The organism is Sphingomonas glacialis (assembly GCF_006439055.1).
GTDB lineage: Bacteria > Pseudomonadota > Alphaproteobacteria > Sphingomonadales > Sphingomonadaceae > Sphingomonas > Sphingomonas glacialis_A.
Genome location: NZ_RCZC01000002.1, coordinates 790313 through 803392 on the forward strand (window position 1 = coordinate 790313; position 13080 = coordinate 803392).

General features: G+C 67.6%; 13 protein-coding genes. 8 read left to right on the forward strand and 5 right to left on the reverse strand.

The window, feature by feature from the left end; translation table 11 throughout:
* Window position 1: 1 nt before the first annotated feature.
* Together EAH76_RS07575 and EAH76_RS07580 are read right to left on the reverse strand one after the other, a co-directional pair.
* Entirely contained in the window at window positions 2-457 is a 456-nt protein-coding gene (locus EAH76_RS07575) for a MarR family winged helix-turn-helix transcriptional regulator (protein WP_140849651.1), read from the reverse strand.
* Between the two features lie 17 nt (window positions 458-474).
* A complete protein-coding gene (locus EAH76_RS07580) occupies window positions 475-900 on the reverse strand; it encodes an organic hydroperoxide resistance protein (RefSeq protein ID WP_140849652.1) in 426 nt (141 codons plus the stop codon).
* A 141-nt stretch (window positions 901-1041) separates the two neighbouring features.
* On the opposite strand from EAH76_RS07580, the gene EAH76_RS07585 reads away from it, so the two are divergent.
* Together EAH76_RS07585 and EAH76_RS07590 are read left to right on the forward strand one after the other, a co-directional pair.
* The gene (locus tag EAH76_RS07585) at window positions 1042-1686 is read left to right on the forward strand and encodes a DsbA family oxidoreductase (protein WP_140849653.1); all 645 of its coding nucleotides are present in this window, start codon (window positions 1042-1044) and stop codon (window positions 1684-1686) included.
* A 29-nt stretch (window positions 1687-1715) separates the two neighbouring features.
* Complete coding sequence (locus tag EAH76_RS07590) at window positions 1716-2801, forward strand: alkene reductase (protein ID WP_140849654.1); 1086 nt, start codon at window positions 1716-1718, stop codon at window positions 2799-2801.
* A 39-nt stretch (window positions 2802-2840) separates the two neighbouring features.
* Here the strand turns inward: EAH76_RS07590 and EAH76_RS07595 are convergent, their stop codons facing one another.
* Both EAH76_RS07595 and EAH76_RS07600 read right to left on the reverse strand, forming a co-directional pair.
* The gene (locus EAH76_RS07595; RefSeq protein WP_140849655.1) at window positions 2841-3758 is read right to left on the reverse strand and encodes a hypothetical protein; all 918 of its coding nucleotides are present in this window, start codon (window positions 3756-3758) and stop codon (window positions 2841-2843) included.
* Window positions 3759-3801: 43 nt separating this feature from the next.
* Window positions 3802-5007 (reverse strand): MFS transporter, encoded by a 1206-nt coding sequence (locus EAH76_RS07600; protein WP_140849656.1) that lies wholly within the window; start codon window positions 5005-5007, stop codon window positions 3802-3804.
* A 104-nt stretch (window positions 5008-5111) separates the two neighbouring features.
* On the opposite strand from EAH76_RS07600, the gene EAH76_RS07605 reads away from it, so the two are divergent.
* The gene (locus tag EAH76_RS07605) at window positions 5112-6020 is read left to right on the forward strand and encodes a LysR family transcriptional regulator (RefSeq protein WP_140849657.1); all 909 of its coding nucleotides are present in this window, start codon (window positions 5112-5114) and stop codon (window positions 6018-6020) included.
* On the opposite strand, the gene EAH76_RS07610 is transcribed toward EAH76_RS07605, so the two are convergent.
* Window positions 5995-6927 carry a LysR family transcriptional regulator gene (locus EAH76_RS07610; protein ID WP_140849658.1) on the reverse strand — a complete coding sequence of 311 codons (933 nt, stop codon included), beginning with the start codon at window positions 6925-6927 and terminating at the stop codon, window positions 5995-5997. The genes EAH76_RS07605 and EAH76_RS07610 overlap by 26 nt on opposite strands.
* A 148-nt stretch (window positions 6928-7075) precedes the next feature.
* Here EAH76_RS07610 and EAH76_RS07615 point away from each other — a divergent pair, with 148 nt between their 5' ends.
* The 5 genes from EAH76_RS07615 (at window position 7076) to EAH76_RS07635 (ending at window position 13037) form a co-directional block, all read left to right on the forward strand.
* Complete coding sequence (locus EAH76_RS07615) at window positions 7076-8257, forward strand: MFS transporter (RefSeq protein WP_140849659.1); 1182 nt, start codon at window positions 7076-7078, stop codon at window positions 8255-8257.
* Between the two features lie 89 nt (window positions 8258-8346).
* On the forward strand, window positions 8347-9327 hold the full coding sequence (epsC, locus tag EAH76_RS07620; protein ID WP_140849660.1) for a serine O-acetyltransferase EpsC: 981 nt from the start codon (window positions 8347-8349) through the stop codon (window positions 9325-9327).
* Window positions 9324-10100, forward strand: a complete 777-nt coding sequence (locus EAH76_RS07625; RefSeq protein ID WP_241659599.1) for a gamma-glutamyl-gamma-aminobutyrate hydrolase family protein — start codon at window positions 9324-9326, stop codon at window positions 10098-10100. Before epsC ends, EAH76_RS07625 begins: the two co-directional genes overlap by 4 nt.
* Window positions 10101-10128: 28 nt before the next feature.
* On the forward strand, window positions 10129-10359 hold the full coding sequence (locus EAH76_RS07630) for a hypothetical protein (RefSeq protein ID WP_140849661.1): 231 nt from the start codon (window positions 10129-10131) through the stop codon (window positions 10357-10359).
* Window positions 10360-10559: 200 nt separating this feature from the next.
* Window positions 10560-13037 (forward strand): TonB-dependent receptor plug domain-containing protein, encoded by a 2478-nt coding sequence (locus EAH76_RS07635; protein ID WP_140849662.1) that lies wholly within the window; start codon window positions 10560-10562, stop codon window positions 13035-13037.
* The last annotated feature ends 43 nt before the right edge of the window (window positions 13038-13080 follow it).

The following is a 13080-nucleotide window of genomic DNA, read 5'->3' on the forward strand; positions in this document are numbered from 1 at the left end:
GCTAGGCGACCTCCGCCTCGGCGGTCGCGAGAACGCCGACCAGATGCTGCACCGTCGCCCGCAGGTCGGCGAGTTCGTCCGCGGACAGACCGAGCCCGCCCGCCAATGTCGCCGGAACGGCGCGCGCGGCGTCCTTGAGCGCCGCGCCCTGCGCCGTCACGCCGACCAGCACGCGGCGTTCGTCGGTCGCGTCGCGCTGGCGCGTCACCAGTCCGGCCGCCTCCATCCGCTTGAGCAACGGCGTCAGCGTCCCGCTGTCGAGATGCAGCCGCTCGCCGAGTGCGCCGACGCTTTGCGGCGCCTGCTCCCACAGCACGAGCATCACCAGATATTGCGGATAGGTGAGCCCGAGCCTGGCGAGCACCGGGCGATAGAGCCGGCCGAACAGGTTCGAGGCGGCGTAAAGCGGGAAACAGACCTGCAGATCGAGCCGCAGGAAATCCATGTCGTCGCGCATTGCCGCCCCTTCCCCGCTCACTTGGTGGTGACGGTGATCTTGACGTCGATATTGCCCTTTACCGCGTTCGAATAGGGGCACACCGCATGCGCTTCTGCAACGAGCGCCTCGGCAGCGGCCTGGTCGAGTCCGGTGATAGTCACGTCGAGCGCGACCGACAGCACGAAGCCACCCGAAGCATTGGGCGACAGGCCGACTTCGGCGACGACGAGGATGTCGTCATCCTTGATCTTTTGCGGCTTGCTGCGGCCGACATGGATCACAGCATTCTCGAAGCAGGCAGCATAGCCCGCGGCGAACAGCTGCTCGGGATTGGTCGCCCCGCCTTTGCCGCCGAGTGCGGTCGGCATGGCGAGCTGCAGATCAAGCAGGCCGTCGTCGCTGCGGATCGTGCCGCTGCGGCCGCCGACCGCGGTTACCTTGGTGCTGTAGAGCGTGCTCATCATGGTTCTCCTGAAACGAGGATCGAAGGGAGCTTTTATATTGTGCGCAATTTAATTGAAAACAAGTAGTTCCCGACCCGTGTATTTCCGGCGCCCAACCCCCACATCGCTCTCCGACCCAATAGCTGCAGGTGATGCCTCATGCCCAAGCCGATTAAGATCGATTTCGTTTCCGACGTGTCCTGCCCGTGGTGCATCATCGGCCTGCGCGGGCTCGAGGAAGCGCTCGCGCGGACCAGCGACGTGGTCGCTGCCGAGATCACCTTCCAGCCGTTCGAGCTCAACCCGCAAATGGGCAAGGACGGGCAGAATATCGGCGAACATATCGCCGAGAAATATGGCGCGATGCCCGAGCAGTCCGCCGCCAACCGCGCGACGATTCGCGAACGCGCGGCCGATCTCGGTTTTACGATGGCGACGGGCGCTGACAGCCGCATCTACAACACGTTCGACGCGCACCGCTTGCTCCATTGGGCCGAGCTCGAAGGCAAGCAGGCCGCACTCAAGCGCGCCTTGTTCCAAGCCTATTTCACCGATCAGCAGGATCCGTCGGACCATGACGTCCTGGTCGCGCTTGCCGAGAAGGTCGGGCTCGATCCCGTGCGCGCCGCCGAGATCCTGGCGAGCGACACCTATGCGCACGAGGTCCGCGCCGCCGAGCAGCTCTGGCAGTCGCGCGGCATCACCTCCGTCCCCGCGATTGTCATCAACGATCGCCACCTGATCTCGGGCGGCCAGCCGCCCGAACTGTTCGAGCGGGCGCTGCGCGAAATCGCCGCCGCCTGATCCCCTCACCGACCGAAAGAGACGTCCCTATGACTACCCTGTTCGACAGCTACACGCTCGGCGCGATCCCGCTCGCCAACCGCATCGTGATGGCCCCGCTTACCCGCAACCGCGCCGCGGCGGGTTTCGTCCCCGGCCCATTCGCCGCCGATTACTACGCGCAGCGCGCCACCGCCGGCCTGCTCATTGCCGAGGCGACGCAGGTCACGCAGCAGGGCCAGGGCTATCAGGATACGCCCGGCATCTACACCGAGGCGCAGGTCGAGGGCTGGCGCGTCGTGACCAATCGTGTCCACGCCGCAGGCGGCAAGATCTTCCTGCAATTGTGGCATGTCGGACGCATCTCGCATGTCGATCTGCAGGAAAACGGCGGCGCCCCCGTCGCGCCCTCCGCGATCCGCGCCGAGGCGAAGACCTTCGTCGGCAACGCCTTCGTCGACACCTCGACGCCGCGCGCGCTCGACCTCGACGAGATCCCCGGCGTGGTCGAGGATTTCCGCCGCGCCGCCGCCAATGCGATCCGCGCTGGCTTTGACGGGGTCGAGGTGCACGGCGCGAACGGCTATCTGCTCGACCAGTTCGCCAAGGACGGCGCCAACCACCGCACCGACGCTTACGGTGGCAGCATCGAGAACCGCGCACGGCTGATGCTCGAGGTGACCAAGGCGGTCGTCGCCGAAGTCGGTGCCGATCGCACCGGCATCCGCATCTCGCCGGTCTCGCCCGCGAGCGGCATCTCGGACAGCAACCCACAGCCGCTGTTCGATTACATCGTCGATGTGCTGAGCGCGCTCGACCTGGTGTATCTGCATGTGATCGAGGGTGCGACGGGGGGCGATCGCGATTTCGCGCCGTTCGATTATACGTCGCTGCGCCGCCGCTTCGCCAACACCTATATGGCGAACAACGGCTACACGCTCGAGCTCGCGACCACGGCGATCGAGTCGGGTGCTGCCGATCTGGTCGCGTTCGGGCAGCCGTACATCGCCAATCCCGATCTGGTCGAGCGCTTCAAGCAGCACGCGCCGCTCAACACGATCGATCAGGCGACGCTCTATGGCGGCGGGGCGAAGGGGTACACCGACTATCCGGCGCTCGCCGAGCAGACCGCCTGATCGGTGGCGGGGCCGGCCCAGTGCCGGCCCCGTTTGCGTTTAGGAGAGCGAGCCGGTGCGGATCAGGTCGCAGACGTCGTCCGCGACCTGGTTGTTCGCGCCGAGCCGCTCGATCAGCTGCGCCGCGCGGCTGCCGCGCAGGCCCGCGATGGTGAGCGTCTTGTCGCGGACATAGGTATAGACTCCGCTCACGGCGAATGCCGAGGCATAGGCGATATGCGCCTTCTGACCGTCGATCGTCGCGCGGAACGCCTCGGTTTCAAAGAACGCGCGCCGCGTCATCGGTGTCTCGAAGGCGATCTCGACCACGGCAATGAGCGACCGCTCGGGCGGGACGAGATGGTCGACATTGGGCGCGGGCGGTGCCGGCTCGGCATTGTCATAGGCCTCGGGCAGATGCAGCCGCAGCTTGAGCACCGCTGGCTCCGCCGCGAGCGCCTCTGCAAAGCCCGTCATGAAAGCGCCGAACGCCTCCGCGTCGGCCCCCGCCGCTCCGAGATGCACGTGGATGCGATCGATCCCGTCATTGCCATTCGGGACCGGATCGGGCGAGCGATCGACCAAGGTGCGCGAGCCGTCGGGCAGCGCATAAGCGACCGTCGCCGCGAACATGTTCTGCTCGTCGGCGAAGAGGATCGAACTCGCGTCGTTGAACACGCTCTGGTCGTCCGCCGAGGCGAAGCCGATCTCCACGCCACCGTCGAGCTCGTAGTCGGGGAACGAAGCAATCCCCTCGATCGCGGGCCAGAGATGTGCATCCTGCTCGCGGTCGAAATGGTTCTGGACGTACCAGGCGAGCCCATGAATGCGCGAACACAGCGGACCGTGGACGTCGCGCCAATAGGTCGCGAACACGTCGTGCGGCACGCGGGGGCGGCGCAGCACGGTGGTGTAGCTGTTGATCACGATGCTGGCATCGCGCGCGGCGTAATCGGTGGTGATCGAAACTTTGCTCATGGGAAACTCCTATAACGGGCAAACGCGCAAGGACGCGATATGGCTAGGCGGCGGCACTCACGGGCTTGAGCCGACCGACCAGCGCCGCGACGATCGCGGCAAGCACGGCGATCGCGGCGGCGACATAGCCGACCGTGCCGAGCCCCAAATGCTGGATCACCGACCCACCGATGATCGCGCCAAGCCCGATCCCGGCATTGGCCATCGACACGTTGAGCGTTCCGGCGAGCGCCTGCGCATGGCTCGCCGACTGCATCACGCGCACCTGGCAGATCGGATAGAGCGCAGTATTGGCGATACCCCACACCGCGATCGCCACCGCGAGCCAGATATGCGTGCCGGCGACGAGCGTCGTCGCTGCCATGCCGATCGCGAGCACCAACGACGTCACCGCCGTCACCATCAACGGCCCACGCCCGACGAACTGCCCGCCGAGCCAATTGCCGCCAAGCCCGACGATGCCGAAGCCCATCAGCCACCAGCCGACCTGCCCGACCGGGATCCTGGCGACCTGCTCGAGCGTGTCGGCGAGATAGGTGTAGGCCGTGAACATCGCGGTGAAAACGATCACCGACAGCACGACGTTGCCGAGGAAATACGGGTCCTTGAGGATCCGCGCCTGCTCGGCGAGCTTGACCCGCGCCGGCCGGGCGAGCGTAGGCATCACCACGAACAGCAACACCGCCATCACCAGCGACAGCCCGGCCAGCCCCCAAAAGGTCCCGCGCCAACCAAATGCGGTCGAAGCGAGCGTGCCGATGGGAATGCCGAGCACCATCGCACCCGAAATCCCGAGATAGACATTGGCAACCGCCTTGCCGGCCTTTTCGGGCCCGGCGAGCTCGCCCGCGGTCTCGCTCGCCGTACCCCAGAACACCGGCAATGCGAGGGCCGGAAGGAAGCGCGCAAGACCCAGCACCCAGATATCGGGCGCCGCCGCCGCCAGCGCATTGGCGCCCGCGAAGATCACCAGGATCGTGACGAACAGCCGCTTGCGCTCGAAATGCGACAGCAACGCCGTCAGGAACGGTCCCGCCAGCATCACGGTGAAGGCGAACAGCGTGACGAGCTGCCCCGCGGTCGAGATCGAGATGCCGAGGTCACGCGAGAGGCTCGGCAGCAGCCCGACAATGATGAATTCGGTCGTGACGATCACGAAGGCGGAAATCGCCAGCAACAGCACCGCGAGCCCGCGCCCCGCGGTTCCGGCGGCCGGCGGCGCGGCATGAAGGGGATGGACGGACGACATAGATGGGGCTCCTGTTGAGCCGCCTGTAACGCACGACGGAATTTCGGGCCGCACGGCATTTTTTCGCCTATGGTGCGACATAAATTCCAGAATGGAGCGCCAGCGTGATCCCATCCGAACGCCTCAAGGGCATCGAAGCCTTTGTCTGTGCGGCCGATGCCGGCAGCTTCACCGCCGCCGGCGCCCGCCTCAACCTGACCAACTCGGCGGTCAGCAAGAGCGTCGCGCGGCTCGAGGCGCGGCTCGGCAGTCGCCTGTTCGACCGCACGACGCGGCGGCTCGCACTGACCGATGCCGGTGCCGCCTTTTACGAAACCTGCGCACGCGTGCTCGGCGACCTCGCCGACGCCGAGGCGGTGCTCGCCGCGCAACGCTCGGAAATCGTCGGGCGGCTCAAGCTCGATGTGCCCGTGGCGTTCGGGCGGATGCAGGTGATGCCGGTGCTGCTCGCCTTTGCCGAGCAGCATCCCGGTGTCCGCCCGGTCGTGACGTTCACCGATCGCGTCGTCGACATCGTCGAGGAAGGCGTCGACGTCGCGATCCGGATCGGCGGGTCGGAGGCCTGGGCGGACAATCTCGGGCATCGCTATCTCGGGCGCGAGCGCGTGATCTTCTGCGCCGCACCCGGCTATCTCGAGCGCCGCGGGACGCCGGCTTCGGCCGAGGCGCTCGCCGCGTTCGACTGCATTCTCTACGGCCGCACCGATGGCAGCACGATCGACTGGCGCTTCGCCGATGCCGCGGGCGCGATCGCGCAGCGCACGATGGACGGGCGGATCGTGCTCGGCAGCGCCGAGGCGCAAGTCGGCGCGGTCAAGGCGGGGTTCGGGATCGCGCAGCTGGCAACCTGGCTGATCAAGGACGAGCTCGCGCGCGGCGAGCTGGTCGAGATCCTGCCCGGGCTGGCGACGGCCGGGCTCCCGCTGCACCTCGTCTGGCCGCGCAGCCGCCAGCTCAGTCCAAAGGTCGATGCGCTGCTCGAGGCGCTTACGACGCGCCTCGAGATTGCGTGACCGGCGCAAGCCGCGCCGCCAGGAAATCGACGAACACGCGCACCCGCGCGGGCAGATTGCTGCCACCGACGAACACCGCATGGATCATTTCGACATCGCCGGGATTATAGGGCTCGAGCAAGGCGACCAGCCGCCCCGCCGCGATGTCCTCGACCACGCTGAACGCCCCCACCCGCGCGATCCCGACCCCCGCCGCGGCGAGTTGCCCGAGCGTCTCCCCATTATTGGCCTCGATATTCCCCTTCACCGACAGCGCGAAATCGCGTCCGTCGCGACGGAACGGCCAGACCGGTTCGACGCGGCGGAAATTGAAATTGAGGCAATTGTGCTCGTGGAGCTGTTCGGGCACGATCGGGGTGCCGTGTCGCGCGAGATAGTCGGGCGAGGCGACGATCCTGCGGCCGGTTTCGCCCAGCTTGCGCGCGGTCAACGCGCTGTCGGCAAGCGGACCGAAGCGGATCGCGACATCGGCCTGCCCCGCCGCCACGTCGATCAGCGCATCGGACAATGCGATGTCGATCAGGATCTGCGGATAGGCCTGCGCGAAGTCGCCCAGCAGCGGAACGATGCACAGCCGCCCATGCGACAGCGCCGCACTGATCCGCAGCCGCCCACGCGGTGCGCCCTGATCGGCGATCTGCTGCTCGGCATCGTCGAGATCGGCGAGGATCCGCCGCGCCGTCTGGAGATAGGCGACTCCCTCGGCGGTCGGCGTGAGGGCGCGCGTCGAGCGCAGCAACAGGCGCACGCCGAGCCGCGCCTCGATCCGATCGACCGCGCGCGCCACCGCCGACGGTGTCAGGCCGAGCGCCCGTCCCGCACCTGAAAAACTGCCCTCGCCCATAACCGCAGCGAACACTTCGAGCGCGCGGGCACGATCGGCACCGGCAGCCATCTTTGCTTCCATGTCAAAAATCCTTCGCGACATCTGCTCCTAATCAACTGCCCCCGCCGGGTCCACTTAGGCGGCTCACACAACAGGGACACGGACATGGCCAATCGGCACGCCGCAGTATCGGCTCCGCACGCCACATCCGCTTTGGGACTTTGATCCGATGAAATACAATCTCGGGCTACTCGCTCTCTCCGTCGGTGCGTTCGCGATCGGCGTGACGGAATTCGCGCCGATGGGGCTGCTGCCGGTGATCGCCGGCGATCTCGGCGTGTCGATCCCGTCCGCGGGTCTGCTGATCAGCGCCTATGCGCTCGGCGTCGTGATCGGCGCGCCGATCATGACGCTGACGACCGGGCGTTTGCCGCGGCGCACGCTGCTGATCGTGCTCGCCGGGATCTTCACGCTCGGCAACCTGCTCGCGGCGCTGTCGGACAGCTATGGGATGTTGATGGCGGCGCGGGTGCTCACCTCGTTCAACCATGGCGCGTTCTTCGGGGTCGGGTCGATCGTCGCGGCGAGCCTCGTTGCACCCGAGCGCCGCGCGGGCGCGGTCGCGGCGATGTTCATGGGGCTCACGATCGCCAATGTCGTCGGCGTGCCGCTGGCGACCTGGGCGGGTGCTGCACTCGGCTGGCGCGCGGCGTTCTGGGGGATCACCGGGCTCGGCGTGGTGACGATGGTCGCGCTGCGGTCGACACTCCCCGCTTTGCCTGCGCCCACGGGTGGCAACGCAATGGCGGAGCTGCGCGTGCTGCGCCGCGGTGTCGTGCTCGGTGCGCTCGGCCTTACCGTCGTAGGGGCGAGCGCGATGTTCACGGTATTCACCTATATCACGCCGATCCTGCGCGATGCGACGCATGCCTCGCTCGGCTTCATCACCGCGATGCTCGTCACCTACGGCGTCGGGCTGACGCTCGGCAATTGGCTCGGCGGGCGCTTCGCCGATCGCTCGGTCGATCGGACGCTGATCGTCACGCTCGCCGCGCTGACGCTGATCCTGATCGCCTTCGCGCTGCTGATGCCGTTCAAGGCCCCCGCCGCGATCCTGATCTTCGCGTGGGGCGTCGCCAGCTTTGCGCTCGTGCCGCCGCTGCAAGTGCGCGTGATGCACGCGGCGGCCGATGCGCCCAACCTCGCTTCGGCGGTCAATATCGGCGCCTTCAACCTGGGCAATGCGATCGGCGCGGCGCTGGGCGGTGGGGTGATCGCGCTCGGGCTCGGCTATCCCGCGGTCGCGCTGGCAGGCGCTGCGTCATCGGCGCTGGGGCTGATCGCGGTGATCGTCAGCGTCCGCCAGAGCGGCGGCGTGGCGGATGCCGGCCCCGCGATCGCACGCGGTTAGCAACGCCGCAAAGGTCTGCTTGCCGCGATCGTAGCAATTCTTTCATACCCTATCCGAATGATAGGATATGCTCGGTCGTGGAGGCAGCAATGACGACCAGGTCCGCATTTTCGTATCCGCCTCAGGCCGTGCCGGCCGCATCGTCACCGGTCGGTGACGCTGTCGCCGATCTGCGCGCCGCGCGCGATGCGTGGCGCGGGCGGCAGGACGAAGCGCGCGACACGGCGAGCTTCCCGTCGCGCGCCGCGCTCGAACAGGTCGTCGCTTTGTTGTCGGCCGCGCTCTATCCGCGCCGGCTCGGCCAGTTCCGCGGGACCGCCGACGCGGAAGACGGATTCGTCGTCGCCAAGCTGCTCGCCGCGCTGACCGCGCTCGAACGCGAGATCGGCGCCGAAATAGGCTATTGGCAGCACGAAGCCGGCGCGTTCGAGCCCGACCATGCCGCGACGATCGCGCGGCTGTTCGCCGCCACGCTCGGCGATATCCGCCGCCTGGTCGATAGCGATGTCGAGGCCGCGTTCCTCGGCGATCCCGCGGCGCGCAGCGTCGATGAGATCCTCGTCTGCTACCCCGGCGCGATCGCCAGCCTCCACCACCGCATCGCGCACGAACTCCACAATCTCGGCGCACCGATCGTCGCGCGCGTCCTTTCGGAGATCGCCAACGAGCGCACCGGGATCGACATCCACCCCGGCGCGACGATCGGCGAGAGCTTCTTCATCGATCACGGCACCGGCGTCGTGATCGGCGAGACCGCGATCGTCGGCGCGCGCGTGCGGCTCTATCAGCATGTCACGCTCGGCGCGCGCAGCCCGGTCGGGCTGACGCACGACGATGTCCGCCAGCGCCACGCCCGCCACCCGATCATCGGCGATGACGTCGTGATCTATGCCGGCACGACGATCCTCGGCCGCGTCACGATCGGCGCGCGTTCGACGATCGGCGGCAATGTCTGGCTGCTGTCCGACGTGGCCGAGGACAGCGTCCTGGTGCAGCCCGAGGCGGTCCGGCTCGATCACGCTGCGGGCCTCGACCTGCGCGACGTGCTCCAGCGGGCAGCGGCACAGTGACCCTGCCACGACCCCAGAGCGGCCTGCCCCGCCCGGCCCCGCGTCCCGTCATCGGGCTGCTATGCTGTAACGAGGCGCTTGGTCGGCCGGTCCAGACCGTCGCCACACGCTTCATCGCGCCGCTGTCGCGCTTTTCCGAGGCTGCGGTGATCCTCGTCCCCGCAGTGCGCGACGATGCGACGATCGCCACGCTGACGCCGCTGCTCGACGGGCTGTTGCTGACCGGTTCCCGCTCGAACGTCTCACCCGAACGCTATGGCGGCGCGCCGCTCCCCGCCGATCAGTCGAGCGACCCCGATCGCGACGCGGTCGCGCTCGCGCTGGCCGAGGCGATGATCGAGGCGGGCAAGCCCGTGTTCGGCATCTGCCGCGGACTGCAGGAGATCAACGTGCTGTTCGGCGGAACGCTGTCGAGCGCGGCATGCCGTGGGGAGCATCATCGCGGCTCGTGGGATGGCTGCTACAAGGAGATGTTCGGGCATTGCCACGATGTCGAGCTCAGCGCCGGCGGCCTGCTCGCGGAGTCGCTTGGGCGGCGGCGGATGTCGGTCAATTCGGTCCACGAACAGGGCATCGACCGACTCGGCGCCGGGCTGCAGGTCGAGGCGACCGCCGACGATGGGCTGATCGAAGCGGTGCGGGCCCGACCATGCGGCGCCGACGTGCTCGGGGTGCAATGGCATCCCGAATGGGACGTCGAGCAGTCACGCGAGAGCCGCGCCTTCTTTTCCCTGATCGGTACGTCGCTGCGCAGTGCGGCGGCTGCCCGATGAACGCCTTACCACCAAAGAAAGGGTAATAATGCGCAAGTCTCTCCTGCTGGTTCCCATGCTCGCCACAGCACTTCTGGCGGTCTCCGCCTGCGCCAAGCATGACGATGCCGCGAACACCGCGATCGTCAACGAAACCGACCTGAACGCCACCGCGCTCGACGCCAATAGCGGAACGGTCGACGGCTTCGGCAACGATTCGCTCGCCAGCAACGGATCGGCACCGCTCGACGCCGCCGATAACGGGAGCAACGCGCTCTAGAGATTCCACGCCACCGTGGACAACCGACACGCAGGGTAAGCTCCCGCGCGCACCTCGGCCCGGCACTTCGGTGTCGGGCCACTTTTATTAAACCGCCACAACGCATTTCTTTGCGCCACACGCGCGCGTGATCTGCCAGAGGGCCGTCACAAAAGCGTCATAACGCTGTGTAGCTTCGCATTGACCAAAGGGACCCGACCATGACCAATCTCCGGCCGCTCTTCGCCGTAGCCGCCTCCACGCTCGCCATCGCCACGGCGGCATCGGCGCACGCGCAGGCCGCCCCGACGCCCGCCGCCGCGGACGCGACACCCGCCGCAAGCGAGCCGAGCGACATCGTCGTGACCGGCACGCGCACCAGCGGCCGCACCCGGCTCGGCAGTGTCTCGCCGATTGACGTGCTCAGCGCGACCACGCTCCAGCGCCAGGGCACGACCGAGCTCGCCGCCTCGCTCGCCGCGGTCGTCCCGTCGATCGATTTCCCGCGCTCGGCCGCGGTCGATGGCACCGATTCGATCCGTCCCGCGACGCTGCGCGGCCTGTCGCCCGACCAGACGCTCGTGCTGATCAACGGCGTGCGCGCGCATACCTCGGCGCTGCTCAACACCAACGGCTCGGTCGGCCGTGGCTCGGCGGCGGTCGATCTCAACACGATCCCCTCGGTCGCGCTCGACCGGATCGAAGTGCTGCGCGATGGCGCGGCGGCGCAATATGGCTCGGACGCGATCGCCGGCGTCGTCAACCTGCGGCTGCGCGAAGCGCGCACCGGCGGCGGCGCGACGGTCACCTATGGCCAGACGATCACCGACGTGACGACCGCGCGCGGACAACGCAGCGAGCATGACGGCAAGACCGTGACGGCATCGGGCTGGCAGGGCATCGGGCTGGGCTCGGACGGCTTCCTCACCGTCTCGGCCGAATATCTCAACCGCGGCGCGACCAGCCGTGGTGATTTCGATCCGCGCAAGACGCCGATTCGCGTGCGCTCGCGCTTCGGCGATCCCGCGGTCGAGCAATATACCGGCTTCGTCAACGCAGCGAAGCCGCTCGGCGACAGCGGCTGGACGCTCTACGGCTTCGGCGGATACCAGCATCGCGACAGCGTCAGCGCGGCAACTCCGCGCATCAATGGCGGGACCGATGCCAATGCCAGCGCCGCCGCGCTCGCCAGCCTCTATCCCGACGGCTTCACCCCGCTGATCGCAGTCGAATCGAACGATCTCACCGCAACCGGCGGCATTCGCGGCGAACTGTCGGGCTGGAAAGTCGATTTCAACGTCTCGTACGGCCGCAACCAGCTCAATTTCGAAACGCGCAACTCGGGCAACGCGACCTACGGCGCCGCGTCGAAGACCAGCTTCTACGACGGTAAGCTGACCTACGACCAGTTGGTCGGCGGGATCGACGTGTCGCGCGAGCAGCCGCTCGGCCAGGGCACGATCAACATCGCCTGGGGCCTCGAATATCGCCGCGAGGGCTTCCGCATCGGCGCGGGCGAGCCGGCCTCGTACAACCGCGCGCCCGGCGCGAGCTCGACGCTCGGCGGCGGCGCGCAGGGCTTTCCCGGCTTCCAGCCGTCGAACGTCATCAGCAAGCACCGCGACAATGTCTCGGGCTATCTCGATCTCGAGGCCAAGCCGATCGACCAACTGACGATCGGCGCGGCGGTGCGCGGCGAAAGCTATTCGGACTTCGGCGAGACCGCGACCGGCAAGCTCAGCGCGCGCTATGATTTCGCGCCGTGGATCGCGCTGCGCGGTGCGGCCTCGACCGGCTTCCGCGCACCGTCGCTCCAGCAGCAGTTCTTCACCTCGACCTCGTCGGTGCTCAACACCGGCGGGGCGATCGTCGAGACCGGGCTGTTCCCCTCGACCAGCGCGGTCGGCCTCGCGCTCGGCGGCAAGCAGCTTCAGGCGGAGAAGTCGCGCAACCTGTCGGCGGGCATCGTGCTGCGCAGCGGCGGGTTCGATCTGTCGGTCGATGCCTATCAGATCAAGCTGCGCGACCAGATCGCGCTGTCGGAAAATCTCAGCGGCACCGTCGTCGCGGCGCTGCTCGCGCCGTACAACGTGTCGGCCGGGCGCTTCCTGCTCAACGGCATCCGTTCGACCACCAAGGGCATCGATATCGTCGCGCACTACCGCAAGGCGACCCCGTCCGCGGGCACGTTCGACCTAACCGCCGCGGCGAATTTCAACGACATCAAGGTGACCAGTTTCCCGGGCAACACCACGATCACCGCGCTCGTCAACGGCGTCTCGACCAGCTCGACCCAGGCGCTGTTCACGCGCCAGCGGATCGTCTCGATCGAACAGGGCACCCCGCGCGAGAAGGTCGTCGGCACGATCGACTGGTCGCTGGCGAAGCTCGGGCTCACCGCGCGCGCGTCTTATTATGGCGACGTCACGCAGCCGAGCAGCGGCAATGGCCTGGCAGCGAACGACATCCATACCGGGCGTCACACGATCTTCGATCTCGAGGCGCGCTATCAGGTGATCCGCAACCTCAACGTGGCGGTCGGCGCGAACAATCTGTTCGACACCTATCCCGACTATGTGAAGGTGACATCGTCGGTCGGAACGGCGCTCAACAGCACCGGGCTGGTTGGCTTCCCCTATTATTCGCCGTTCGGCTTCAACGGCCGCTACGTCTACGGGCGCATCGGCCTGACTTGGTAACCCGCTGGCCGGGGAGCGGCGATCCGCTCCCCCGGTTGGGCCG